This window comes from Gemmatimonadaceae bacterium (assembly GCA_035633115.1).
Classification (GTDB): Bacteria; Gemmatimonadota; Gemmatimonadetes; order Gemmatimonadales; family Gemmatimonadaceae; genus UBA4720.
This window is the reverse complement of the sequence record DASQFN010000050.1, coordinates 30,835-55,422: the sequence shown is the minus strand read 5'-3', so window position 1 is coordinate 55,422 and position 24,588 is coordinate 30,835. Positions and strand designations below refer to the sequence as shown.

Below are 24,588 nucleotides of genomic sequence, written 5' to 3'. Positions count from 1 at the left end.
ATCTTGCGATGGGAATCTCCTCGACCAAAGGAGGATCTGGCATTGGGTGGTGGGCACATCTGGGTGGTCTTGCCTTCGGATGGATCTTTCTGCGTGTCTCGGCGTTTGGTGGGCTCGACAACTTCAGACGGTGGGTATCGCCAGTACCCGATGAGCCGGAGGATGCTTTCAGGGCGGTGCCACGTGTTCGACCGAGAAGCCGCGATCGTGGGGACCGGTCAGAGGGGATAGATGAGGTCGTGGCGAAGAGCAATGCAGTCGTTGCCCGTCCGGCCCGACCGGCACTCCTACCGAGGTCGAATGAAGACGCAGCAGCAAGGGAATCGGCGGAGAAGCTGGATGTGGTGCTCGACAAGATATCGAAGTACGGAATCGAAAGCCTGACAAACGAGGAGCTCGGAGTTCTCGAGGAGATGTCGAGGAAGCTGAGAGGACACGAACCCCACTAATTGAACCGGGTCTCCGATTCGTGCATTGTTCAGCATGCCGAAGCCGGAACTGCTCGAGACGTTCGCGAATCCCTACGCGGACAGGGAATATGAAATCCACATGGACTGCAATGAGTTCACGTCGTTGTGTCCGTTTGGCGGGATCGAGACTGACACGAAGGAACTCATGACTTTGCAGGGCGGAGCGCCGGATTTCGGGATAATCCGGATTACGTATGTACCGGCACAGGCCTGCGTAGAGCTCAAGAGCCTCAAGCTCTACCTGTGGAGCTTTCGAAATGACGGGATCTTCTACGAACGGGCGGTGAATCGGATCCTCGACGACTTGGTAGCTGTCGTCAGTCCTCGCTGGATGAGAGTGGTTGGCGACTTCAACCTGCGTGGCGGGATCAAGTCGGTAATCACCGCCACTCATGGCGCGAAGGGCTAGCTCGAGAGCTCCGGCTTTCCGCTCAACGGGATGATGGCGATGATCAGCTGAAGATCCCGATCTTACCAAGCAGAAACCAGAGGATGATGAAAACGATAATTCCCATGCAGCCGCAGCGGCCGGTTAGTTTTCTCGCGCCGTAACCTGCGGCAAGGCCGCGTAGGATCTTGCTCATGGTTTCTCTGCTCCAAAAGTGTTGCGTCTGGCGGCGAGTATCGCATGAGTCGTACCGATGCTGTGAGGCAGGAGTGGCAGGGGTTCCAGCGTCAAGGGGCCAGAATTACATTGCGAACCGCGGCTTACACAGTGTAGTAAACACCGGCCAGGTAGCTCAGTTGGTAGAGCAGCGGACTGAAAATCCGCGTGTCGGCAGTTCGATTCTGCCCCTGGCCATTTGTAACGGGTTCGCATTCACGCAGTTACGAGAGAAGCAGCCATCGGAGTGCGATGGCTGTTTCGCGTAATACTCCTCAAAAAGTCCTAGAATCCAAACTTCACTCACGTCCAACGGATTAGGTGGTAGCTTCCTGCACGATGAAGTTGAGGAGGACAACGCGGAAAGCATTGTGTTCAAGCATTATGAGCTGCAGTGGAGTCGAATCGCCGTTTAATCCTTAGGTCGCCGAGAGATCTGTTCGGGCAGAGTTTCGAAAGGAGCCGAACTCTGTCCGATTTCTGTTCGCCAAGTTCTGAGGACAGGTGCTGGAATAATCCCGTAATTATCAGCACCTGTGCTGATAATTTCGCTTTCGGCACCCGTTGCGAGCACACCAATTACCCTACCTGCGTTATCTACCGCAGGCCCGCCGCTCATTCCTGTAACAATTGAACCGTCAACGCTAATCCGAGGAAAACCAAAATGTGTACGTTGTCCAGTGACCCTCGCCTCGCGTATGTGAGCAGTATGCCCTGGCGAATAATTTGGGAAACCTAACAGGTGTAGCGATTGCCCAGGAGTTGGCATTTCGTGCGTCAACCGAAGATGAGCCCCACTCGGTGCCCGATCCCGAGGCAACATGGCGTCTACATCGCAACAACCTAGGGGAATACGGCCTAGTCTTTCAAAGGACTCGAAACCTAGAATGGCAAGGTCACGACCAGCGTCAATGCGCCGCACGACGACGACATATTGCATCCGAGGCTCATCGCTACGAAATGCGCGCATAGTGTGATTTGGCGTGATAACATGAGCGCAGGTCACTAAACCAAAACCGCGCAACATAAAACCCGTTCCTTGGGACATAGCACTGGTATCCGCTTCCTCTTCCAGCGATTCAAGGAACCACAGCGCCTCGATTACTCGCCGCACCCCCAATGGGATCGGTGATTCGCTTCCTCGAATAGGAGGGACGTAGGTGCCTTCGAGGTCCGCATACCATCCGACGAGCTTTGCATACACGTCGTCATCTACACCACGAACCATTCTGAGGTAGTCAAGTTTCCCGCGTACTACCGCGGAGAAGTCAACCAGTCGATCCTCGTCGAGTTCGCGCCTGTCTTTCGTGTCGATCGACTCACTAAAATGACGGCCCGCGCTAACTAAACCGTACCGTTCCCAGGCGTACAGCATGCTGCGGATCTCTCTGACAAAAGCCCGAGGCAGATTCGGTTTCTCGTTAACCACAATGCCGGTTACTTCCATCCGCCCAGTTGAGCGTGCAACCCGGACCTTTGCTGAATTCACCGTAAAACCATTCGCCCGAATTATTCCTTCTAGGTGTGAGCCAATCGTGATCGATCGCGCGCCCGTAGCATCGGGATCGGCAACAACGGCCACTGACAGGTTACGGCGCCGTGACGAGAATGTAAGGTCGTCGGCATATCGGGTGTATCGAAGACGGTGGCACAGCGGCAAATTTCCGGAGGTCCCCATCTAACTTTGCGGTGACCATGTTCGCTACAATGGGAGACGTAGGTGCACCTTGAGGTAGGTGCTTCCGATAACAACACAACTGAGCGAGGACTGCGGAAACATTAACAGGAAGTTCGTAAGGGCGCGCTTTAAACATTCCATACACGCGACCAAAGTGAATCGACGGGAAAAAGTCAGCGAGGTCAACATTTAGCAGCACCTTTGACCCAACGTGTTCTTCGGCGTTCGTTTTAACGCTTCTCCCCGATGCAAATCCATGCACACATGCGCGCGGTGAATGAACAGCCGTGAGGACTTGCAGAAGCTTTCGCTGCAATATCTTGAGCCCTCCAACAGGCTCGTGCAGGGTTCGGATGCCACCGCGACGCTTCGTAATGGTGAATTGCCGGTATCGAGGCGCGCCTGGAGAATACAAATACCATTTCAGCAATGTTGGGCTTACGTCGAGTAAACTCGCCACCTCGCCTACAGCGTCTAAGCCATAGAGCTTATTGAATTTTTGGCGAAGTTCGTTGGCGGTCCCTGCTATTCGTAAGCTGCTCTGGGGCGTAGATGTGACCCCTCCTTTGAGCAAAGGAATCGATTGCGGCGGCTGAAAAGGGGCGGAAGAAGGAAAAGCGCCCTCAGAGGAGGAATCAGACGACTGAGTTATTGCGGCCTCGTCACAAGGAGGAGCAGAAGCACCGGGGCTGGCGTGAAGACTCTCCTATACCCAGACAACCCACGTCACGTTAAACACTGACGCGTAACGAGCTTATCCACAACAACCGATAGCCCTTGCGTTTACACAAGGTCATGCAATCAGACTACCAGCCCCGGCGCGGCCGTAATATATGGCATAGACCGGAGAATATAGGGGAAAAAGGAGGTCGCCCCATGCGGAAACGGATAGTACAATCCGCGTGTCCCGCACTTGATTAACATGATTTCAAGTTCGGTTGCCCTTCCAGGAAATGCCGTGATCATTACGAGATCACCAACCACCTGGAGGAAGTACCAATGGTCGAAAAGAAGAAAAAGACGCGGCCGACGAGAGGTGCTACACGGGCGCTAAAGGCAGCACAACTCGCTGAAGTGTTGCCGCAGAAGACGCTATCTCCTACGGCTCTCGTGAGCGCCCAGCTGATGCAAGATTCTGTAACTACCGACGCCGCTGAACTGAGCGACAGCACCACCGAACCCACACCAGCTGCTGTTCTCAAGCAAGAAATACGCACCCTCAGGAAGCAACTCGCAGCGAAGACCGCTACGTATCGGTCACTTGTAGGCCAAAGCCTCAGAGGTGAGAGCAAAACTGTCGTTCAGGTTCTAGCGCTTCTCGCTGAGTCCGACGGCGCAACTAAGTCCAGGCTGATCACTGAAACCGGTGCGAAGAAAGGCTACATCGATGCGCTCTTGAGCCGAATCCTTCCATCGCGCGGATACGTCATTAGCTCTATCGCGGTCGATGGAACACGCTCGAAAGCCTATCGGCTGTCATCCGAACAGGTTAGTCCGAAGCAATAGCCTGCGGTTGAATTCGCCCGGCCGCCAGAAATTCTCGAAGAACAACCTTCTATCGAATTTCGTTTGTGGATGGCTCACCCCTCCACGTCATCGATCGTCGCTTAGAAACGATCGTGGACGGAATAAACACGCTTCAAGAAGGCGCGTTCCTGTTGAAATTCCATAGGGCTGGTCGCGCAACAACGTTCTCTTGGGCGTGCCTGGCGGTTAAGATCCAGCCGCGTGCAACAACGAATCGAACATGACGCTCGAATCGCGGCCGTTCTAACGGGCGGCAACAGTCGATGTCGCCTTGTGCCGTAAAGATCTTGTCTTGAAAATCTGTCGCCGGGGACCTTCCATCAGCGCCGCCATTGATCGTCGATTCTAGAACGATTTCAGACGGCCTTAATACGTATTCAATTGGGAAGCCAATGGCGCTCGGTTTCACCACTGAAAGCGACGTTCTCTCTCTTATTGATGGAGCAAGGTCAAGGTCGGCACTTCGCGATCACGTGATCGGTCGTAGATGCCGGGTTTGTCATGCAGTAAAGTGCAAATCTGTACCGCTTTTGCGTCGCTACGAAGATCGAAACCTGCTGGCCGAAAAGAGTGATATGTCAAAATCGATTCGACCCCCGGTCGCCAGGTTCGCGGCAATCTCACCGACCACATTAGAAAGCTTGAACCCATGCCCGGAGCAGGCGCTCGCTACGATCACGTTCGGGTTTCCAGGAAGCGTGTCCAGAATGAAGTGGTTGTCCGGCGTATCGGTGTACATACAAACGACCGATTCAGAAATCTCGCCGTCGACTCCTGGAAGAAACCGCCTCACCAAGTCACGGATGCGGGTACGATCTAGATCTGATACGGTGCGGTCGATCTGGTCCGGATCCACAATCGCTCCTTCATGGTGAATCGCGGCCTTCACACCGTCGCCGAGATCTGGGAGCACGTAGAAAATACGACCAGGTTCGTGCTCAATAAGGGAAACTGGGAAGCGGTGAGGTTTGACGATGTCAGATGGTTCGAGACTGGAAAACCAGTGCATAGTTTGGCGTTCAACGGAGAGCGGTAACGTTACTCCGGTCGACCGTAATATCTTACTCATCCAAGCGCCGGCGGCGAGAATGACGCGCCGCGCGGTAATATCGCCTCGTACTGTCTCCACGACCAAAGGGTCCGTTTCTAGGCGCAGATCAATTACTGCCGCTCCACTGTAAGTGTGTGCTCCAAGATCTTTGGCAAAATCGAGGTAAGTTCGAATACATAGCTCGGGCATCAGAACGCCTGCCCGGTCCTCATAGATACCAACCATTTCCGGTGGGGGCATGAACGCTGGGAAGTGCTCATGTATGGCGTCTGAACTCAGGCGCTCGACCGGAATCTGGTGCTGAGAAGCGCTAGATGCCGAACCCGCAACCAGGTCTGATTCAGCAGGTCCGATCATCAGTCCACCGGTTCGGCGGAACAACTTTGGGATGGCGAGTGCATTCAGGTTGTTCCATTTCCTAAATGCCTGACGTAGTAATGGCACATAGTTGGGATGTTCATAGTAGGCCTCACGGAAGATTCGAGATTTCCCATGACTCGATCCGAGACTGTGTGGCGGATCTTGCGAATCTACGCCTGCAACTCCCCACCCCTGCTCCGCCAGCGTGTATAACGCAGCGCTGCCGACAGCGCCCAACCCGACGACGATTACATCGTAGATAAGGCCTGACTTTCGACGCGTAGTGCGCTGAGGCGAAGGGTGGGGAAGGTCGATCATCGAGCAGCCCAGACCTCGCTCAGCCGGACCAGCACTACGGCGAACGTCTCAACACCATCCCAAAGGCTCTGCAGTCGAACGTTTTCGTTTGGCCCATGCTGGTTGTTGTCGTGATTGACGATGGGCAGCGCGATAATGGGCGCACGCGCTTCCTCAGCAATTATGTAGAGCGGGAGGCTAGCACCCATCGTTGGAGCCAAGACAGGCGCCACGCCACGGGCCTCCGTCACAGCTTGGACGAGTGCCTTCGATGCAGGAAGCGTCAGAGGCGTTCGAAGTGCGGGATAACCATCACTCCAATCGGCACGGATGATTGGAAAATGCGCGCGGCGTTCTGCACTAGTCGGATCGCGGCCAATGACGATGAAGAACCCTTTCTTTTTGAAATGGCTTTCAACTAACGCTCGAACGCGTGGCGGGTCGAGATTTGGAACGAGTCGAAAATCGATTGATGCTTTCGCCACAGATGGGATAGCATTCGCGGCACTTGCGGCAACTCCACCGGAAACGAATCCGCGAATGTTGAGCGCAGGCTGCAGTAGGCGCGCATCCAGCCTAGCGTTCTTTGATTCGCTTGCTGCTAACAACAATTCCTGACGAAGCCGGCTATCGTAATCGGGCATTCTGCTGACCGCTTCGAGTTCCGCAGCGGTGGGTGGTCGCGTCGCTTCCTTGAAACCGTCTATAAGGATGTCTCCGTTCGGCGCGCGCATAGAGCTCAGTAAATCAGCCAAGTATGCCGCGGGATTTGGCGCCCAGTTACCGTAGTGCCCGCTATGCAATGCTCGTATCGGGCCGAACACACTTAGCTCTACGTCCAGAACGCCGCGCGCACCAAACACCAACTGCGGGGCCCCACTTTGATGAACCGGGCCGTCGCAGATGATCCATAGATCGCTTCGTAACCGCTCGGCATTCCGTCTAAGAATGCCGCGCAAATGCTCCGAACCTGCTTCCTCCTCTCCCTCCAAAAACATTTTGAGATTTACGCCGAGCGGAATTTTGGCAGCATCCAGCGCGTCAATCGCCGCAAGGATCGCAATAATAGGCGCTTTGTCGTCGCTAGCAGAGCGCGCATAAACGCGCGCATCGGAAGGCAGGGGCCCGACTATATCAGCTATTGAAATGGGCTGGCCGCCGAATTCAACCGCTGCAGTCCGGAGCACCGGAACCCACGGCGGTGCCAACCACGTCGCCTCAGCAGCTGGCTGTCCATCATAGTGCGCATACAGAACAAGAGTACGGCTACCGGTTTTTCCAGGCCGTTCCGCGTAAAGGGCTGGCGGATTTCCGCTATCTGACGGAAGCAGCTCCGTACTGAACCCTCTCCTCCTGAACAGTGTCACCAGAGCTGCGGCGTTTCTTCTGATCCCGGTGGTGTCCGATGCAACGTTCGGAAGACTCAAAAAGGAAATGAGTTCGCGAGTGATTTGCGCCTGATTGGCTCGATGAAAATTGCGGGCGATTCTGACTACGCTGTCTGCGGAGGGCGCGACTTCTTGACCTACAACAACAATTGGAGCGATGACGACCGTCGCGAGGACGAATTGGATTATGCACGACGCACGGCGCATTATGAATGTTGCCTGAATTGGAATGGGTACACGCACCTCTACCAAGGTGCTAAGACACCGCTGTCCGCAACGATGTCACTACGGCGTGAACGACTTCGCCTCGTGACATAGTGGTGGCACGTCGTGTCTAAGTAATCGTGGAACCTGAAGCGCAGCCTCGCGCGCTAGCTCCCGGCCCAGCCGAAACACTCCTCCTGGTGGCAGGTGCGCGACGAGGAGACGAGTCGGCGACGCGCCGGCTTTACGACACGCACGTCGACACAGTGTTTCGACTTGCACACCGGATGACTAACGACATAGCGCTCGCGGAGGATTTGACCCAGGAGGTTTTTATTCGTGCTTTCAACAAATTGGAACTGTTCCGCGGCGAAGCTGCCTTTGGAACTTGGCTTTATGGACTTGCGGTTCGCGTGATCTTGAACGGCCTGAGGGCGGCGCGACGGGTATCGAAGCGCGAATGGCAAGCGGCGCTCGAATCAGAACAACTGCAGGAATCATTGTTCGGACAGGAACAGGCTCATCTCCGTAGTCGGCTTCGAGCTGCGTTCAATAAATTGCCCTCTGATCTTCGCGTTGCCGTCCTGCTTTATGATGTCGAAGGAAAATCGCACGAGGAGGTTGCCGCCATCCTGGGCATTGGCACCGGCGCCGCGCGGATGCGATTGTCCCGCGGACGTGCCCAGCTTAGGAACTTGTTGAAGGACGTATTTGAGGAATGGAAGAATGGATGATAACAGTCACATGCCACACGACGGTGGTCTGCCAGTGCCAGAGGATGACGATTCCCCCGCCTTCCAAGAATTCCTACGGAGCGAGTTGCCTGCAAGTTTATCAACGCCGCGCGCGAACGCGGACGAAATCTGGAAGAGCATTCGCGGTCGTCAATCCAGAACGAATCGCCGGACACAATTGCAAATCCTCGCAATTGCGGCCGTGCTCGCAGTCGTTGCGGCGGGAAGCTTGGTGCTTCGTCGGCAAGCAAACGACGCATCCTCTGTCACGACAACGAACGAGGCGAGACCGGAAAGAGGCCACACGGTTAGCCCGCCCCGGCCACCCGACGCGGCTTTCTCCCGCTTATCTGCCGCTCACTTCAAGGCCGTGAAGAATTTCTTGGCCCCGAGAATTAATTCGCCGACGCTTTCGGCTTCAGATGAAGCAGAGGCTGTTGTGCTGCTCACTCAAACCCGAGTTTTGATCGACTCGCCGGCGAGCGCGACTCCCGAGAGTCTGCGCTTGCTCTCCAGCGTCGAATCTCTACTCGCCGACGTCGCCTTTGCTTCTGCTTCGTCAGAAAACGCCGTGCGCGAACAGTTTTGGCAAAGAGAGGTACGAGACCAGCTCGACGCTGCCTTGGCCCGCTGGCGTGTAACAACAGTCTTATAGCTACGCGATGAAGATTCGTCGGGCATGTCGTTCAAACGCGAAGAGGCCGCGAGCCGCTAACTGGTTTTGCTGGCTCGTAACCGTGGCTGTCGTTAACTGCGTGGGTAGTGTTCCGGTGCGCGCGGTGCGCGCGGTGCACGCGGAAGCGCAGCCGAGCGTCGAGACCTTCGAACCACGCAACAAGATCGTTGTCGATTCAATTGCCTCAGATTCACTTTTCCAAGAGGCTCGAACGGCTTTGTTTAAGGGTGACTTTTCGCGCGCGGCATTGCTCTTTCAACAAGTCCGCAGGTACCGGGGATCAACAGCCGCCTCCAATGCCGGGTATTGGGAAGCATTCGCCCGATACAAAATCGGTGGATCAGGACAGCTGTTGGCCGCGCTCGCAGCACTTGATGACCAACGAAAATTGTATCCGGAAGCAGCTACCACGGCTGATGTTGACGCTTTTCTGATACGCGTTCTTACACAGCTTGATCGAACGGGTGATCGAACAGCCCATAAGCGGCTTCAGAGAATAGCTGCATCAGTTCGAAGCGTTGAAACCTGCGTGGGGCTTCAGCCGCCGGCGTTTGCTCTGGCTCTTCGGTATGTTGCGTCTCAATCCGAAACAGATGCCGTGAAACTGACCGATCGTCTGGTGGCACCAAACAGCAAGTGTCCCTTGGCACTCCGTCGGAACGCGCTGGTGATCGCTGCGGACGTTTTTCCTGCTGCTGCCGAGAAAACATTTCGAAGAGTCGTGGCATCGAATGCCGAAGTCAGCCTCAGGCGCGCCGCGGTGTTCGGACTCGGCAGGGTTCCAAATGGTGCATCGCTCGCACTGTTGGAACAGCTAGCCCGTTCCCAGCCAGATACCACACTTCGCACTGTCGCCCTCGCTGCCATTGCAGACCAAGGTTCAGCACAGGCGCGCGCAGTGTTATTCCGATATGTCAATGATGTGACCCTTGCCGTAAAGTCTCGAGGTACAGCGATTATTCTCCTCTCAGAGAGAGGAAGGAAAGCAGACTTAGACGCGTTGAAGGGACTGTTCGAACAAAGCCCGGAGCCGGACATTCGCCAAGCGATTTTGACGGCCATTTCGCAGAATCGAACTTTGGATAATGCTAGGTGGCTCGCTGCAGTCTCCCGCCAGTTACGCTTCAGGCTAAACGAGCGCAAGATCGCACTTCTGCTTGGCGCGGAAGCAGGGCTACCTTCGGGCGAACTCGGACGTCTTGCAGACGGCCTTTCAGAGGATGAACTCCGCAAGACAGTGCTAGCAATGCTTTCCCAGCGCGATGACAAAGAGGCACTGCAGCAGCTGGAGCGGATTGCTGAAACTGACCGGTCGCCAGCTCTAAGATCGATCGCGCGTATCTTGGTGGGCGAAGTAAGGGCGCGTGCTGCCGCACGAGTACCGTCAAAGCGTTGAATCGACACTGAGAGCCCGAGAGCGCGGACTGCCGCGAATGCCTCCACCGACGCTCGCATTTGCTTCGACGAGCATGGTCCGGTTGCTGGAAGGCAACGTGTCGCCGTCGGGAGAGCTGCTGAGGCAAGCGAGCTCGAGGGCGGCGACTTCCGTCCGTACCGTCGCAGGTGGAGCGCTGAGCGAAACATTTGCCAGCTCAAGACGTCGCGCTCGCCCGCGGATGGGGAGATCTGCGCTGTCTTGAGCGGAGCTACTAGAAGGCTGATGCGCAGACTGTCCTGCGCGTGATGACTAAACCCCGCAAGCTACGCGACGCGAAAAGGAGGCGTAACGAATGCGTGCTCAACAGCTGCAGCGTCTCGCAGGTTGGATCATCGGCGCGATCTCGTTATTCACCCAGGCGTTACGTTTGTTGACTTATAGCGAGCTGTAGTTACCGGCCATCTGGTTTGTGGGTTCCGGATTCGCGTTGTTGTTGATCGGCGGCCTGAATCTCATTACCCCAAGGCTCAATGCCGGGCGCTGAGTTTAGCGCGCTCCGGACACTTACGGCTCTTGCCAACCTGCGGAATGATTCTGGGGCTTTTATACATCAAGCTCACGAATGGATCGCAGCCTCAGGGCCCTGTGTTGGTCGTACTCTTCGAGCTCGCATTCATGAGCCAGTTATTCAGGAAATAAGGATCGTACCGTGCTGCAATGGTGCAAGAAACGTAGCTGGCCCGCGCACACGCGCTGTGACAACAACTAAGTCAGTGGTGTCGAAATGATGATCGCGGAAGGTTCCCTCGCATCGTTTCGCACTTTGAGGCCCGATGATTTGGTTGTTTCGAAACGCAATACAAATTGCAACCCTTGAGACGCGTCGACGCTTTCGCGTCGCGGTTAGTTCCGCACTCCTTTGTAATGTTTACACTCCCGTAGTTCACGCTCAGGAATCGCTGCCGAAGGAATCCCCGACTCCGACACTGGCGTCTTCGCGAACGCTCGATGCCGGGCGAGTTCGCGGCAGGATTGACGTCGATGGCGTCTTGAATGAAACGGATTGGACTGCTGCAACGGCTGCTACGGCGTTCACTCAGCTAGATCCGAAGGAGGGGCGCGCCGCTACGCAGCGAACTGAAGTCCGCGTGCTGTTGGGATCCGATGCGATATACGTGGGCGCTCGCATGTGGGACGATTCTGCCGCGCTAATAACGCGCCGCTTAGCGCGCCGCGACGACGAGCCGCAATCAGACTACTTCACGGTCTACATTGATCCGCGTCATGATCACCTGACAGCGGTTGGTTTTAGAGTCGCAGCGTCAGGAGCACGTGGAGACTTTGTCGTGCGCTCCAACGGTGACCAAGATGCGTCTTGGGACGCAGTCTGGTTCGCTGCTGCTGTGGTAGACTCGCAAGGCTGGACGACTGAACTACGCATCCCGTTGTCGGAGCTCCAGTACTCGCGGAATGTGGAAGATGGATGGGGAATCCAACTCGAGCGATTCATTTTCCGCAAACAGGAACGGGACGTCTTTTCATTTACGCCCAAGAAAGAACGTGCAGGTGTGGACAGATACGCGCACCTCGCATTATCAACGTCGCTGCCACGCAGTCGAGGATTAAGTCTTGTCCCCTATGCTAGTGTTGCCCGGAAGCCCGAAGGTAGAAGCCAGCGAATGGGGCTGGATGGCAGGGTTGCTCTGACGAGCGAGCTGTCACTAACTGGAGCGTTGAATCCGGATTTCGGCCAAGTCGAGGTTGATCCGGCGGTCGTGAACCTGACCGCGTTTGAAACATTCTTCCCCGAAAAAAGGCCGTTCTTCGTTGAAGGTGCAGACGTCTTTGCGTTCGCACAATTGAAGGCCTTCGGCCAACTGGAGGATCTCCAGCCGTTTTACTCGCGACGGATCGGACGGTCGCCCCAAGTCATTCCGTCGACAGCGGAAGAAGTAGAGATGGTTGTCCCCGAGCAGACAGCCATCGCCGGCGCATTCAAGCTGAGTGGTCGCCTCGCGTCAGGTTGGTCGGTTGGAGTTCTTAACGCCATCGGCGTTGAGGAGACGGCAAGGTTTCGAACTGGCACACGAGATCGCATCCAAGTTGAACCGCTTACGAATTATTCCGTCATCCGTGCCAAGCGCGAACTAAGAGAAGGTGAAACGTCAGTCGGTGGAATCGCCACGTTCGTTAACCGCTTCGACGAAAGCCCTGCAACCAAGGCCGCTCTCCGAGATCGTGCGCAACTTTTTGGCTTAGATGCGACGCACTTCTGGCAGCGTCGGTCATGGGTATTTGACGGCTACCTAGTTGGGTCCAAGGTGGCCGGTACAGCAGAGTCGCTCAGGTCAACGCAGCTTTCAAGCACACACTATTTCCAGCGGCCCGATGCCACCCATGTAAAGTTCGATCCGGATCGCACATCGCTATCGGGAATAGCTGGCGCGGCAAGCGTGACTCGCGCGGCAGGCGAAAACTGGATTGGGTCGGTCGCATTCGAAACACGCAGCCCCGGCTTCGAAGCGAACGATCTTGGATTTCTCCGGCGCGGCGACGTTCACTCACTTTCGAATTACGTCACTTATAAGCAGGACGCCCCCCGCGGCGTACTCCGCGCGTGGAACATTAACGCGTTCACGGGACACCAGTGGAATTACGGAGGCGCCGTGGTGGAGAACGGTTGGTCGCTCGGCTTCGGCGCACTATTGTCCAGCTACTGGCCGTTCGGCGGCAGAATTACACTCCGTCCTGGTAGTCTGGACGATGAACTAACGCGCGGTGGACCGATTGCCCGCAAACCGCGAGGTATCGACGGAGTTCTTAATTTCGGCACGGACTTCCGGCAGCCGTTCGCTCTGTCGGGAGGTATCGGCCTCGCTAATGACCGGACCGGCGGACGTACTCGCCGACTTGACGTAACTCTCAACGCTCGCCCCAACGAATCCGCGCGCTTCTCGATTGGGCTGAACACAGCGCACGTCGTAAGTCCCGCTCAATACGTGACGGCTGTACCCGATGCGAGTGAGACCGGCAACTTCGGCACCAGCTACATATTCAGTCCGCTTGATCAAAGGGTCGCAGGGGCAACAGTTCGAGTCGACTGGACACTTACGCCATCGCTATCGGCGCAATTATTCGCACAACCGCTGATAGTTGCTGAAGATTACGATCACAGCATCCGGCTTACCCGCAGTAGGTCGTTTGAATTCGCGGCGACCCCATCGAACTTCGCGGAAGCGCTAGACGGTTCAACCCGCAGTCTCCGTGGCAACGCGGTAGTGCGCTGGGAATACCGCCCAGGCTCTACGCTGTATCTCGTGTGGCAACAACGCCGCGCGGGCTCAGGTCTTACTCCATCACTCAACGTTGCAAGGGACACACGCGCAATATTCCGAGACGTTCCCGCCAACGTGTTCCTTCTCAAAGCTACCTACTGGATTGGTCGGTAAGTGTCGCGTTCTTTATGCATCGGGTTGTGCGTCGAGCCGCGACCGATGAGGCGATTGACCCAAGTTGGCTTGGGACTTGTTACGCTACTTGCGACGGTCGTTCAAACGAGCGCGCAAGTTTCCCCGTCATCCCCATACCTGCGACAACCTGACATCCGCGGGGGTCGCGTCGTATTTAGCGCAGCGGGCGACTTGTGGATTGGTACCGCAACGGGCGGCGACGCAAAACGATTGACAACACTGCCCGGGAACGAAACGGACGCTCGGTTTTCTCCGGACGGAAAAACAGTCGCGTTCACAGGTCAAGCAGACGGGTCGCCGGAGGTCTACCTGATGTCGGTCGACGGTGGCGTCGCGAGGCGCCTCACCTTCGACCCCTATGGCGTTGCCGTTCAAGGTTGGACGGCTGACGGTAGCCGGGTGTTGTATCGCTCGGCGCGCGAAAACGACGAACCGACTTTCCGACTGTATGCGGTCGACACGAGCGGCGGCGCACCCGAAGGACTGCCTCTTCCGCCGATAAGTCTTGCGTCCGCGGCGCCCGATAAGAGACGGATAGCGTACGTTCCGCCCACCTACAATCGACTTACGTTCGGCTACAGAGGAGGACAAGCCGGCGACATTTGGATTGCCGACACAAATCGCCACACCTTTCGGAAGCTGACGAGATTCTCCGGAGTTGATACATCGCCATGTTGGTCACAGAGTGGCCTTTATTTCATTTCGGAGCGAAACGGGGCCGCGAATTTATTCGAGCTCAACGTATCGACGGGTGTCGCTCGAGCGTTAACAAAGTTTACTGATCACCCGGTCACGTCCCTCGGTTGTGACGAGGGCTTCGTCATCTTCGCTCAAGCAGGCGCAGTCCACATTCTGGATACGCGTACCAGTGTCGTAGCAAGACCGGCCTTCCATTTGCGCGACTGGACAGTCTCGGCAAGAAGAGTCGTGCCCGTCAATAGCGGCGTACGCTCCTTCGACGTGTCGCCAAACTTGGACAAAATACTCGTATCAACACGAGGTCAGCTGGTTAGCGCTGACATCAATGGCAAATCCTTCGGTGTCATTCATTCTGTTCCCGGCAGCCGCGCGGAAAATGGGGTGTTTTCCCCGGACGGAAAAAGAATCGCGTTTGTTTCGGATGCAAGCGGGGATGAGGAAATTTGGATTCAGGACGCGCAACCAGGCGCACTCGCACGGCAGGTTACGAATGGGAAAGCCGGCCCTCTCGCGTCTCTCGTTTGGAGTCCTGACGGAAAATGGCTAGCAGGGGGCGATCATGAACTGCGGGTCTTACTGATTGACGTAGGTTCCGGCACGGCAACTGTCGTTGATCAGGCCGTAAACCCAGAGAGCGGGTCTTATAGCTCTGTCAATTCATCGTACCGTTTCAGCCCTGACAGTCGGTTTTTAGCGTACGCTAAGTGGGATACTAATGATCGGCAATCGATCTATCTCTTTGATGTCGTAACCCGTTCGCGCACACGGATCACGCCGCGCGGCGTAAATAGTTTTTCACCTGTGTTCGATCCCGGCGGAGATTACCTCTACTTCCTCGCTGATCGGGAATACAACGGACGCCGCGATCCTAATACAGTGCTTCCGTTCTACGCGTCGACGACGAGGGTTTCGCTCTTAACGCTCCGCCGCGACACCCGCTTTCCTCGAAAAGCGACGACGAATCGCGCGGGCAGCGCGTCGCCCAGAATGACGATAGTTGACCTAGACGGGATTGCTACGCGAGCCGTTGACCTGCCGCTACCCACAGGCGACTACGACCGAATCGATGCGGTGTACGGCACAATTCTACTTGGCGGCCAGTCTGGCCTCTCCGCTTTCAATTTGGCCGAACAGAAACTAACACCGCTCAACATAGCCGGAGATTATCGAGTAGCGACCGATGGGCGGCACGTTTTGGTGCGCACGGCACCCGGAACCTTCACTCTAATTGATCCCACGAAGGAGAAGCGAGATTCCGCTGTTATCGCAGTGTCCTTCGATTCAGCGACCATCGTTGTCGACCAAAAGGCCGAGTGGCGGCAGATAATTGAGGATGCCGGCCGCGCGATTCGGAGATACTTCTACGATCCAAGTATGCGAGGGCTCGACTGGGGCGGGGTAGTTCGAAAGTATGTTGCGCAAGTTCCCGCTTTATCAACGCGCGAAGATGTTACCCGCGTCCTGCAGGATCTTCTCGCGGAGTTGCGGACCAGCCATGCAAGAGTGCAAGGAGGTGATATTACACCACCTCCTGTGGGAAAACCTATGGGTTTTCTCGGCGGCGACTTCAGGGCTGTTCCGGGTGTCGGGGCGTTCAAGATTGTTCGGCTCCTTTCGGGCGATCCTTTCGACCCCCGTCAGCGGTCACCCCTTTTAGCACCGGGGCTTGGTGTGCACCCCGGTTCCTATATCGTCGGTATAGATGGAGAAAGGCCGCGGCCCAACGCTGATCTAAATCAATATCTCGTCGGGAAAGGGAATAGTGAGGTTAAGCTACTCATCAACAGTGCTCCGACCGACGTTGGCGCGCAGGAAATAGTTGTAAAAGCGCTCGGCGACGAGTCGAAGCTCCGCCATGCAGCATGGACCGAAACGCGCAGAAAATTCGTCGAGAAACGTAGCGGTGGGCGGATTACTTATGTGCACCTTCCAACCATGATGAGGGAGGGACTGGAACAGATCGGCAAGTACTACTACTCAAGTCGCGACGCAAGCGGAATCATTTTCGACGTGCGTAACAACGGCGGTGGTTCAATCGCCGAATCGTTCCTCTTACAGTTGGCAAACCCACCACGCATTTTCCACAAACCTCGCTATGGAGAGTCATGGACTCGTCAGAGCTGGGGTTTTGGTGGGCTTAAGTCGCTTCTTTGCGACGGCTCGAGTGGATCGAACGCCGAGGAGTTTTGCTACGGTTTCAAAGATTACAAGCTTGGCCCTGTGGTTGGTTCGGCTACAGAGGGTGGTGTAATTGGTGGCTGTTGTGGGCACACACTGGTTGATGGTGGATCGATAATGATCCCGAACTACCTCGGGTGGGCACTAGAGAACGGCAGGCCCCTAGCAATCATTGAGGGGCAGGGCGTTCTACCGAACATCCACGTGGACTTCGATCCCGTGGCCTATTTGGCCGGAAGAGATGCTCAACTAGAACGTGCCGTTACCGATATGTTGAGTCGTTTGCGCACCAGTCCACCCCCTGTATTGCGGCCCCCGCAGCCGAGTTCCGCATCGCGCACGCCAGTGTCACATCTCCCCCCTGTCCGGTACGATCGCTTTGCCGCCACACACAGACCGATTGGACGCGCATCGACAGACCTAGTCGATGCGGAGAGTGTTTGCGAAGCACGTGAATGAGGCCGCTTGCGCGCACGCGGTTTGATCAGCTTGCAGCACATGACGTTGTCGGTGTACTTATCAGAGCGTACGACGACCTTGTGTCAGATGCGCAGCGAGAATCTCCGAACGCGCGAGCCACGAAGCCTCACCTGAACGAGAAAAGGAAGCGCGTAAGCGAGAAGTGGAACTGGCGCGCATAACCACGCGAGCCTAGACTTGCCAGAAAGAAGCTCATGATCTTACCGGCTAGCATATCTTTGGACGAGTTCCGTGATATCGTCCATCTACTTTTTTGCACTTCGGCTCAACATGATTCCGGTAAGAAAGATTCGTCAGAGCGAGCAACAAAAGAATACTGGTGCGTATTTCACGCCGGCGGACCCCGTGCGTGCCCTTGTGAAATGGGCGGTCAAGTCAGACAATGACAGAATGCTCGACCCGTCTTGCGGAGACGGTCGATTCCTGGCCCTACATCACCTTACATTCAAGCACGGCGGAATCAGATATCACTGAAGGCCGCTCCGATAAAAGGTCCTGAAAAAGTCCTCAAAACAAGAAAATCCTCGGACAACAACGACGAAGAAACGAAACTAACGGAAACTCGGGAGCCTTGGAAACCGTTATAGATCACGGCGTTAGCACGAACTCCATGCAACTGGAACTACGCTACGCAAGGTCATTATCGGGCTCTGAAAATCCGCGTGTCGGCAGTTCGATTCTGCCCCTGGCCATTCTCTCGCCACAGGTCGTCGGCTATGGAATTCTTTCTGATCCCGCTTGGGGTAATTGCCGGTTATATCCTCTCCAGCCTCCGTGTGCTCAACCAGTACGAGCGGGGGGTGATGTTCTTCCTCGGCAGATATGTGGACACGAAAGGGCCGGGTGTCTCCTTCGTTCCCCTGGGCTTCGCGCGGATGAAGCGAGTATCCCTGCGTGTTGTCGCCGTCGACATTCCGGCTCAGGATGTCATCACCCGCGACAACATCTCGGCTAAGGTCAACGCGGTTCTCTATTTTCGCGTGGCCGATCCGATGCTCGCGATCATAGAGATTCAGGACTACATCTACGCCACCGGGCAGCTGGCCCAGACGACGCTGCTTTCGGTGCTCGGCCAAGTGGAGCTTGACGAGCTACTCCAGGACCGCCGCAAGGTGAACGATCTGCTCAGGCAGATCCTCGATGAGCGCACGGATTTCTGGGGTATCGAGATCTCGGCCGTGGAAGTCAAGGACGTGCTGCTCCCCGAGGGAATGCGCCGTGCCATTGCGAAGCAGGCCGAGGCAGAGCGCGAGCGCCGCGCAAAGGTGATCAATGCCCAGGGGGAGCTGCAGGCCTCGGAGACTCTCGCCCAGGCGGCGCGCATGCTCGCGAGCCAGCCCGCATCACTGCAGCTGCGCTACCTCCAGACGGTGACGGAAATCGCGGCCGAGAACAACTCAACGACGATCTTTCCGCTGCCGATCGAGATGCTGAGCGCGTTTTTCCGGCGCGCCGACGATTCGGTAGCCGCGCCGACGCCGGAGGGAGCCGGATTGCCTCCTGCCCCCAAGTCGGCCACGCTGGGATCGCCGAATCCGTCCGAGGCTCTTCCGCAAATCCGGTTCGAGTCGGAGAAAACGCCGAAAGGTGGAGCATGAAGCATCCTTTGATCATCGAATGCGCATAGGACTGCTAACTGGCGGTGGCGACGCGCCTGGTCTCAACGCGGTTATTCGTGCAGCTGTCCTGGCGGCGAGCGACCGGGGTTGGGAGGTACTCGGGATCAAGCACGGGTTCAATGGTCTTCTGGAAGACGGCGAGGTCGAGCCATTAACGCGTGAGTCCGTTCGGGGAATCGGCCACATGGGCGGGACGATTCTGCGGACCACGAATCGCGGAAATCCGTTTCATCTACGCGTCCGGGGTCCCGACGGGAGCTACACGGAGGTCGACAGGTCCGACGATGTGATCGAGAACGCCAGGAAACACGGCATCGATGCGCTCATCGCAATCGGCGGAGACGGCACGCTCACGATCGCTCAGGAGCTCGTGGAAAAGGGGATGAAAATCGTCGCTGTGCCCAAGACGATCGACAACGACGTGTGCTGCACGATCACGACATTCGGGTTCGACACGGCGGTCAACACGGCAATCGAGGCGATCGACAAGCTTCACACTACCGCGGAGAGCCACGATCGCGTGATGGTGATCGAGGTGATGGGCCGTGACGCAGGATTCATCGCTCTCCATTCGGGAGTCGCGGCATCAGCCGACGTAATTCTGATTCCCGAGATTCCCTACGATATCGGGAAAGTGTGCGAGAAGATCACGTCGCGTGACAGGGCCGGCCGCTTCTTCTCGATTGTCGTGGTTGCCGAAGGAGCAGTATCGAAGGATCGGACAGCCGTCGAGGAGCCGCCGATCGGGGAGAGACGGCATGGCTGGCGCTCACGGGCGGTGGCCGAGCGGCTGATGCAGGAGATTCACGACCGGACTGACAAGGAATGCCGGTCGCTGGTGCTAGGGCACCTGCAGCGTGGCGGAGTTCCTACGGGGTACGATCGACTGCTGGCGACGCGGTTTGGGGCGGCAGCGGTGCGCGCGGTCGAGAACGAGGCGTGGGGTGAGATGGTCGCGCTTCAGTCCCCCCACATTGTGACGGTGCCATTGACCGAGGTGCTGAAGGATCTCAAGCGGGTAGATCCCGAGCACGATGTTGTGCAAACGGCGCGGGAGATGGGCATTAGCATGGGCGACTGAACTGACCTGTCAGCCGCTACCCGCTGCCCGTGACCTGGTAACCGTACCCGTACCAGTTGTGGTTGCCCGTTGCGGGCCTCGGGTTGTCCGCTGGGTTAACGGCGCGTGAGATCCTCAGTGTGGCTCCGGGACAACGCGACGAAGAGAATTGCCCGTCTGATAATCATTCTGGCGACCTGCGCGATTGCTGTAGCGTATGGGTCCGCGTTCATGCCGGATGGAGCGCCAGGCTGGGCGCCGTGGCTTCTTGCGCTCGGAATTCCGGGTGCACTCGGCGGAATCATGGTGCTCGGCGCAGCGCGAGAGCGGGGCGGAGTCGGCCGTCTCGCGATTCCCTTCGCATTCGTGATCGTGACGCTGACAGTCGGCTTCTGTCTGGCATTGGGCCTACCGGCGAATGAAGGGCCTGGAAGCACTCTCTGGCTGGGTCTCCCTGCGCGAGCTGCACTCATCATTTACGGCATTGGCTTGATGCCGGTGGTTGTGTTGCCGGTAGCGTATGCGCTGACATTCGAGACGCAGACTCTAGCCGCAGAGGATGTGGAGAAGGTGAGACAACTCGGCCAGCTCTATGCGGCTGCAGCAGCGACTGCGGACAGGGCAAGCGCCAAAAGCGCGTCGGGCACCAACGAGGTGGTAAGCGCATCCGGCGCCGGACGATCCTGAAATGATTGCGTTCGCTCTTCTCCAGGCGGCGCTGCCGAAAATCGCACAACCGCAGGTGATTGCTGTTGGCATAGCCTACTTTGCCGTAATTATCGGCATCAGCATCTGGGCATCGCGGCGAACGAAGACGGCAAGCGATTTTTTCGTGGCTGGGCAGGGGATTGGCCTGATCGCTTTGACAGTGGCATCCGTGTCGACCTCGGTCTCAGGATTTGCTTTCATCGGCGGCCCCGGACTGATGTACGCTGTCGGGCTCGGAGCGATGTTCATCGTCCTTCCGGCCTCGGTTACGAACGTCATGGGAGCCTGGGTTCTGGCGAAGCGGATGCGATTGCTTGGCGAAGCGCGCGGACTGTTGACCGTCCCCGACGCGATTGGCGCGCGTTACCGATCCAAGGGGGCGCAGGGACTTTCGGGAGTTGCAATTCTCATTGGAATTGTCGGCTACATGGCCACTAATGCTCTTGCCATGGGTGTGGTGATCAACGCGATCTTCGGGGTAGGCCTCGGATGGGGCATCTGGCTCGGAATGAGTGTAACTCTCGCGTACTCCGTTGCCGGAGGAATTCTGGCGGGGATCTACAACGATGTGTTTCAGGGAACGCTGATGGCGCTGGCTTCGGTGCTCGTCTTCCTGTTCATTCTGGATTTCGGCGGAGGGATGGGAGAAATCTCGCGAACGATTCTCACGTCCGATCCAACGTTTCTCTCACCCTGGGGCAAGCTCACACCGGTCGCGGCACTTTCGTTCTTCTTCGTGTTCGCGATGGGCTCTCTCGGGCAGCCGCAGGGAGTCCACAAGTACTACATGTTGCGCGATCCGTTACAGCTGAAATGGTATCCGCTGCTCAAGACCCTCGGACTCGTTCTTGTGCTGCTGCTCTATTTCAGCGTCGGGGTCGGTGTGAAAGCATTTGTCACGAGCGGCAAGATGGCTGCATTATCGGCGCCGGACCAGGCGACGCCAAGCCTTCTTCTGAACGCGACGCCATTGCTGCTCGCTGCCCTCGTGTTTTCGGGAGTAGCGGCGGCGACAATGAGCACGGTCAATTCGTTCATCAATATCGGCGCTGCGGTCGTCACCCACGACCTGCCGATTGCATTTGGCCGGCGGCTCAGGAACGAGCTGGCATGGGGACGCGCGGCGACGGTTGTGATTGCCATAGCGGCATCGTTGATCGCCCAGCACTCGGGATCCATGGTCGCATTCCTTGGAATTTTCGGGTGGGGATTGTTCGCATCCACACTGGTGCCGGCACTGGCAGTCGGTCTCAACTGGGAAGGCGCAACCCGCATGGGAGCCATGACCTCGATCGTGATGGGGCTCGTGGTAACGCTGTCCCTCGAAACTGCCGCCTATTTCAAGGCATTCACGTTCCCATCAGGAGTAACGGCGTCCGCGGTCGCACTGGTGCTGTCATTTCTCACGTTCTTTGCGGTGTCGTGGATGACGCGGCGAACCGCGGCGGCATCGATCGATCCCGATGTGCGCATGATCATGGAGATGTGAGCGTGCCTACGCGGTCTCCGCCTTCGCGGTCGAACAAATGTGCTTTTGCCAGGTCGAAGGCGAGTGTTATCGGCTGCCCCAGCTTCGGCAACGGCTGTGGAGCTACCCGCGAGGTGATCACATACGGGCCGATACTGGCGTAGACAAACACCTCGTTGCCAAGCGCCTCGACAAGATCCAGCGTTGCCGGCGCCGTGACGGGTGGATGAACGATCGTTGATTCTCCCGCAAAGATCGTTGGACCTGTCTCCATTGTGACGGAGACATCCTCGGGTCGGATTCCGAGCGTCAGCTCGCGAGCCTCCAGTCCATCGATCCGCTCCGCAAGCAACGGTGGAATCGTAAACGTAAACGCATCGTCTGCTGCGACGAACTGAAGTGCATCACCGACAGCGATTCTACCATCGACGAAATTCATCGCCGGGCTGCCGATGAATCCGGCGACGAACCTGTTGCGTGGATGGTCGTAGAGATTCATCGGTGTGTCGATCTGCTGGACGTGCCCCTTGTTCATCACGACGATCCTGTCGCCGAGCGTCATTGCTTCAACCTGGTCGTGCGTGACGTAGATCATTGTGGCATCCAGCTCCTGGTGCAGCCGGGCAATCTCACGGCGCATCTGAACGCGGAGCTGAGCGTCGAGATTGGACAGCGGCTCGTCGAAAAGGAATACCTGCGGTTGGCGGACGATCGCGCGCCCGAGCGCGACCCGCTGACGCTGACCTCCGGAAAGCTGACGAGGAGTGCGGTCGAGAAAGTCCTGGATGCCTAGTATCGAAGCGGCCTGCTGTACGCGCTTCTCGATCTCCGACTTCGAGTTCCTGCGAAGCTTGAGGGCGAACGCGAGATTTTCACGCACGGTCATGTGTGGATACAGGGCGTAGCTCTGGAAGACCATGGCGATGTCACGGTTTTTCGGCGGAACGTCGTTCACCACCCGATCACCGATGAGGAGCTTACCGGCGGTGATCGACTCGAGGCCCGCGATCATCCGGAGAGTGGTGCTCTTGCCACACCCGGACGGGCCGACGAGAACTACGAATTCACCGTCGGCGACATCGAGGTCTACACCGTGCACGGCGACAACCGAGTCCTGATACATTTTGCGAATGCCTTCGAGCTTCACGCGCGCCATGTTGCCTCGGCTCCAAAATGAGTGATTCGCCCCGATTTCCGGATGATTTTCTGTGGGGCGCGGCGACGTCGGCGTATCAAATCGAAGGATCGCCGCTCGCCGATGGAGCGGGACCCAGCATCTGGCACCGTTTCTCCCATACACCGGGGCTGACTGAAAACGGAGACACCGGCGACTTCGCCTGCGACCACTATCGCCGTTACAAAGCCGACGTCGCGCTGATGGCCGATTTGGGTCTCAAAGCCTACAGATTCAGCATCTCGTGGAGCCGGATACTTCCGGACGGATTCGGGCGAGTGAATAAGAAAGGAATCGATTTCTATTCGCGTCTCGTCGATGCGCTTGTTACGCGCGGCATCAAGCCCAACGCCACGCTTTATCACTGGGACCTGCCGGCGGCATTGGATGATCGCGGCGGCTGGCTGAATCGCGACGTGGCTGGCTGGTTCAGCGACTACGCGACGATCATGTTCGAAGCTCTCGGTGATCGGATTCCGATGTGGAGCACGATAAACGAGCCATGGGTGGTGAGCGATGGAGGATATCTCTATGGCAAGCTCGCTCCCGGTCACCGGAATCTGTTCGAGGCGCCGATTGTGTCGCACAATCTGCTGCGAACGCATGGAGCAGCGGTGGAGGCGTTTCGCGCGTCGGACGCGTCGAAGGAAGGACGGATCGGTCTCGTTGTAAACCTCGAGCCGAAGTACGCGGCCTCTGATCGACCCGAGGACATCGCGGCGACGAATCGTTCGGATGCCTATTGGAACCGGCAGTATCTCGACCCGGTGTTCTTCGGGCGATATCCCGACGAGATGAGGGAGATATTCGGTGAGGCGTGGCCCGATTTTCCGGAAGACGACATGAAATCCATCGCGCAGCCGCTCGATTTCCTTGGCGTCAACTACTACACGCGGAGCGTCTGCCGGTACGATGTGGAGAGGCCACCGGTGCACGCTGGTGGCGTTCCACAAATCGAGAGCGTTCACACTGAGACCGGCTGGGAGGTGCATGCGCCGGCGCTCACGCGCGTGCTGCTGTGGGTGACGGAGCGCTACGGCGACATTCCCCTCTATGTCACTGAGAACGGGGCTGCGTTTTATGATCCGCCGGCGCCGGTCGACGGACGAGTCAACGATCCGCTGAGAGTCGCCTACCTGCGTGACCATTTGAATGCGGCACGGGAAGCAATACGCCAGGGGGTACGGCTGTGCGGCTATTATGTGTGGTCGCTTCTCGACAATTTTGAGTGGAGTCACGGATACTCGCGCCGCTTCGGGATCGTACACGTGAACTACGACACGCAGCAACGGACGATCAAGTCGAGCGGGAAATACTACTCCAAGGTCGTTCGAACGAATGGAGCAGCCATAGACGATTGACCCG

18 protein-coding genes and 1 tRNA gene are annotated in these 24,588 nt (G+C 57.1%); 14 read left to right on the top strand and 5 right to left on the bottom strand.

Annotated features, from left to right (window positions below; all coding sequences use genetic code 11):
• Together VES88_07275 and queF are read left to right on the top strand one after the other, a co-directional pair.
• On the top strand, window positions 1–449 hold a 449-nt coding region (locus VES88_07275; protein HYN81285.1), incomplete at its 5' end, for a rhomboid family intramembrane serine protease.
• Between the two features lie 34 nt (window positions 450–483).
• Window positions 484–879 (top strand): preQ(1) synthase, encoded by a 396-nt coding sequence (gene queF / locus VES88_07270; GenBank protein HYN81284.1) that lies wholly within the window; start codon window positions 484–486, stop codon window positions 877–879.
• Window positions 880–922: 43 nt separating this feature from the next.
• On the opposite strand, the gene VES88_07265 is transcribed toward queF, so the two are convergent.
• Window positions 923–1,054, bottom strand: a complete 132-nt coding sequence (locus tag VES88_07265) for a hypothetical protein (GenBank protein HYN81283.1) — start codon at window positions 1,052–1,054, stop codon at window positions 923–925.
• 145 nt (window positions 1,055–1,199) lie between these two features.
• On the opposite strand from VES88_07265, the gene VES88_07260 reads away from it, so the two are divergent.
• Window positions 1,200–1,272: transfer RNA gene (locus VES88_07260), tRNA-Phe, on the top strand.
• Between the two features lie 214 nt (window positions 1,273–1,486).
• On the opposite strand, the gene VES88_07255 is transcribed toward VES88_07260, so the two are convergent.
• Entirely contained in the window at window positions 1,487–2,563 is a 1,077-nt protein-coding gene (locus VES88_07255; protein HYN81282.1) for a trypsin-like peptidase domain-containing protein, read from the bottom strand.
• A 1,188-nt stretch (window positions 2,564–3,751) separates the two neighbouring features.
• Here VES88_07255 and VES88_07250 point away from each other — a divergent pair.
• A complete protein-coding gene (locus VES88_07250) occupies window positions 3,752–4,258 on the top strand; it encodes a hypothetical protein (GenBank protein HYN81281.1) in 507 nt (168 codons plus the stop codon).
• Between the two features lie 559 nt (window positions 4,259–4,817).
• Here VES88_07250 and solA read toward each other — a convergent pair.
• Complete coding sequence (gene solA / locus VES88_07245; GenBank protein HYN81280.1) at window positions 4,818–6,008, bottom strand: N-methyl-L-tryptophan oxidase; 1,191 nt, start codon at window positions 6,006–6,008, stop codon at window positions 4,818–4,820.
• Window positions 6,005–7,618, bottom strand: coding sequence for a M20/M25/M40 family metallo-hydrolase (locus tag VES88_07240; GenBank protein HYN81279.1), 1,614 nt, complete (start codon window positions 7,616–7,618; stop codon window positions 6,005–6,007). The genes solA and VES88_07240 overlap by 4 nt, the downstream gene beginning before the upstream one ends.
• A 101-nt stretch (window positions 7,619–7,719) precedes the next feature.
• Here VES88_07240 and VES88_07235 point away from each other — a divergent pair, with 101 nt between their 5' ends.
• The 9 genes from VES88_07235 to VES88_07195 all read left to right on the top strand — a co-directional run bounded on the left by VES88_07235 (window position 7,720) and on the right by VES88_07195 (window position 22,070).
• Window positions 7,720–8,313: a sigma-70 family RNA polymerase sigma factor gene (locus VES88_07235; protein ID HYN81278.1), complete on the top strand. Its 594-nt coding sequence runs from the start codon at window positions 7,720–7,722 to the stop codon at window positions 8,311–8,313.
• Window positions 8,306–8,968, top strand: coding sequence for a hypothetical protein (locus tag VES88_07230; GenBank protein HYN81277.1), 663 nt, complete (start codon window positions 8,306–8,308; stop codon window positions 8,966–8,968). The genes VES88_07235 and VES88_07230 overlap by 8 nt, the downstream gene beginning before the upstream one ends.
• Window positions 8,969–9,050: 82 nt before the next feature.
• Window positions 9,051–10,385, top strand: coding sequence for a HEAT repeat domain-containing protein (locus VES88_07225; GenBank protein HYN81276.1), 1,335 nt, complete (start codon window positions 9,051–9,053; stop codon window positions 10,383–10,385).
• A gap of 815 nt (window positions 10,386–11,200) precedes the next feature.
• Window positions 11,201–13,816, top strand: a complete 2,616-nt coding sequence (locus VES88_07220) for a DUF5916 domain-containing protein (GenBank protein HYN81275.1) — start codon at window positions 11,201–11,203, stop codon at window positions 13,814–13,816.
• Window positions 13,817–14,008: 192 nt separating this feature from the next.
• Window positions 14,009–17,173: a PDZ domain-containing protein gene (locus tag VES88_07215; GenBank protein ID HYN81274.1), complete on the top strand. Its 3,165-nt coding sequence runs from the start codon at window positions 14,009–14,011 to the stop codon at window positions 17,171–17,173.
• Window positions 17,174–17,910: 737 nt separating this feature from the next.
• The gene (locus VES88_07210) at window positions 17,911–18,792 is read left to right on the top strand and encodes a slipin family protein (GenBank protein HYN81273.1); all 882 of its coding nucleotides are present in this window, start codon (window positions 17,911–17,913) and stop codon (window positions 18,790–18,792) included.
• Between the two features lie 19 nt (window positions 18,793–18,811).
• Window positions 18,812–19,894 carry an ATP-dependent 6-phosphofructokinase gene (locus VES88_07205; GenBank protein HYN81272.1) on the top strand — a complete coding sequence of 361 codons (1,083 nt, stop codon included), beginning with the start codon at window positions 18,812–18,814 and terminating at the stop codon, window positions 19,892–19,894.
• A 117-nt stretch (window positions 19,895–20,011) separates the two neighbouring features.
• The gene (locus VES88_07200) at window positions 20,012–20,560 is read left to right on the top strand and encodes a hypothetical protein (GenBank protein ID HYN81271.1); all 549 of its coding nucleotides are present in this window, start codon (window positions 20,012–20,014) and stop codon (window positions 20,558–20,560) included.
• A 1-nt stretch (window position 20,561) separates the two neighbouring features.
• Entirely contained in the window at window positions 20,562–22,070 is a 1,509-nt protein-coding gene (locus VES88_07195) for a hypothetical protein (GenBank protein HYN81270.1), read from the top strand.
• On the opposite strand, the gene ugpC is transcribed toward VES88_07195, so the two are convergent.
• Window positions 22,057–23,205 carry a sn-glycerol-3-phosphate ABC transporter ATP-binding protein UgpC gene (gene ugpC / locus VES88_07190; GenBank protein HYN81269.1) on the bottom strand — a complete coding sequence of 383 codons (1,149 nt, stop codon included), beginning with the start codon at window positions 23,203–23,205 and terminating at the stop codon, window positions 22,057–22,059. The two genes, VES88_07195 and ugpC, sit on opposite strands and share 14 nt — an antisense overlap.
• A gap of 17 nt (window positions 23,206–23,222) precedes the next feature.
• Between ugpC and VES88_07185 the strand changes: the two genes are divergently transcribed.
• Window positions 23,223–24,584: a GH1 family beta-glucosidase gene (locus VES88_07185; GenBank protein ID HYN81268.1), complete on the top strand. Its 1,362-nt coding sequence runs from the start codon at window positions 23,223–23,225 to the stop codon at window positions 24,582–24,584.
• Window positions 24,585–24,588: the final 4 nt, after the last annotated feature.

What these genes read in the sequence shown, in the direction of transcription:
- queF (HYN81284.1), top strand. Translation starts at nt 484, where the DNA reads ATGCCGAAGCCGGAACTGCTCGAGACGTTCGCGAATCCCTACGCGGAC.
- VES88_07265 (HYN81283.1), bottom strand. Translation starts at nt 1,054, where the DNA reads ATGAGCAAGATCCTACGCGGCCTTGCCGCAGGTTACGGCGCGAGAAAA.
- VES88_07250 (HYN81281.1), top strand. Translation starts at nt 3,752, where the DNA reads ATGGTCGAAAAGAAGAAAAAGACGCGGCCGACGAGAGGTGCTACACGG.
- solA (HYN81280.1), bottom strand. Translation starts at nt 6,008, where the DNA reads ATGATCGACCTTCCCCACCCTTCGCCTCAGCGCACTACGCGTCGAAAG.
- VES88_07230 (HYN81277.1), top strand. Translation starts at nt 8,306, where the DNA reads ATGGATGATAACAGTCACATGCCACACGACGGTGGTCTGCCAGTGCCA.
- VES88_07220 (HYN81275.1), top strand. Translation starts at nt 11,201, where the DNA reads ATGATTTGGTTGTTTCGAAACGCAATACAAATTGCAACCCTTGAGACG.
- VES88_07210 (HYN81273.1), top strand. Translation starts at nt 17,911, where the DNA reads ATGGAATTCTTTCTGATCCCGCTTGGGGTAATTGCCGGTTATATCCTC.
- VES88_07205 (HYN81272.1), top strand. Translation starts at nt 18,812, where the DNA reads ATGCGCATAGGACTGCTAACTGGCGGTGGCGACGCGCCTGGTCTCAAC.
- VES88_07195 (HYN81270.1), top strand. Translation starts at nt 20,562, where the DNA reads ATGATTGCGTTCGCTCTTCTCCAGGCGGCGCTGCCGAAAATCGCACAA.
- ugpC (HYN81269.1), bottom strand. Translation starts at nt 23,205, where the DNA reads ATGGCGCGCGTGAAGCTCGAAGGCATTCGCAAAATGTATCAGGACTCG.
- VES88_07185 (HYN81268.1), top strand. Translation starts at nt 23,223, where the DNA reads ATGAGTGATTCGCCCCGATTTCCGGATGATTTTCTGTGGGGCGCGGCG.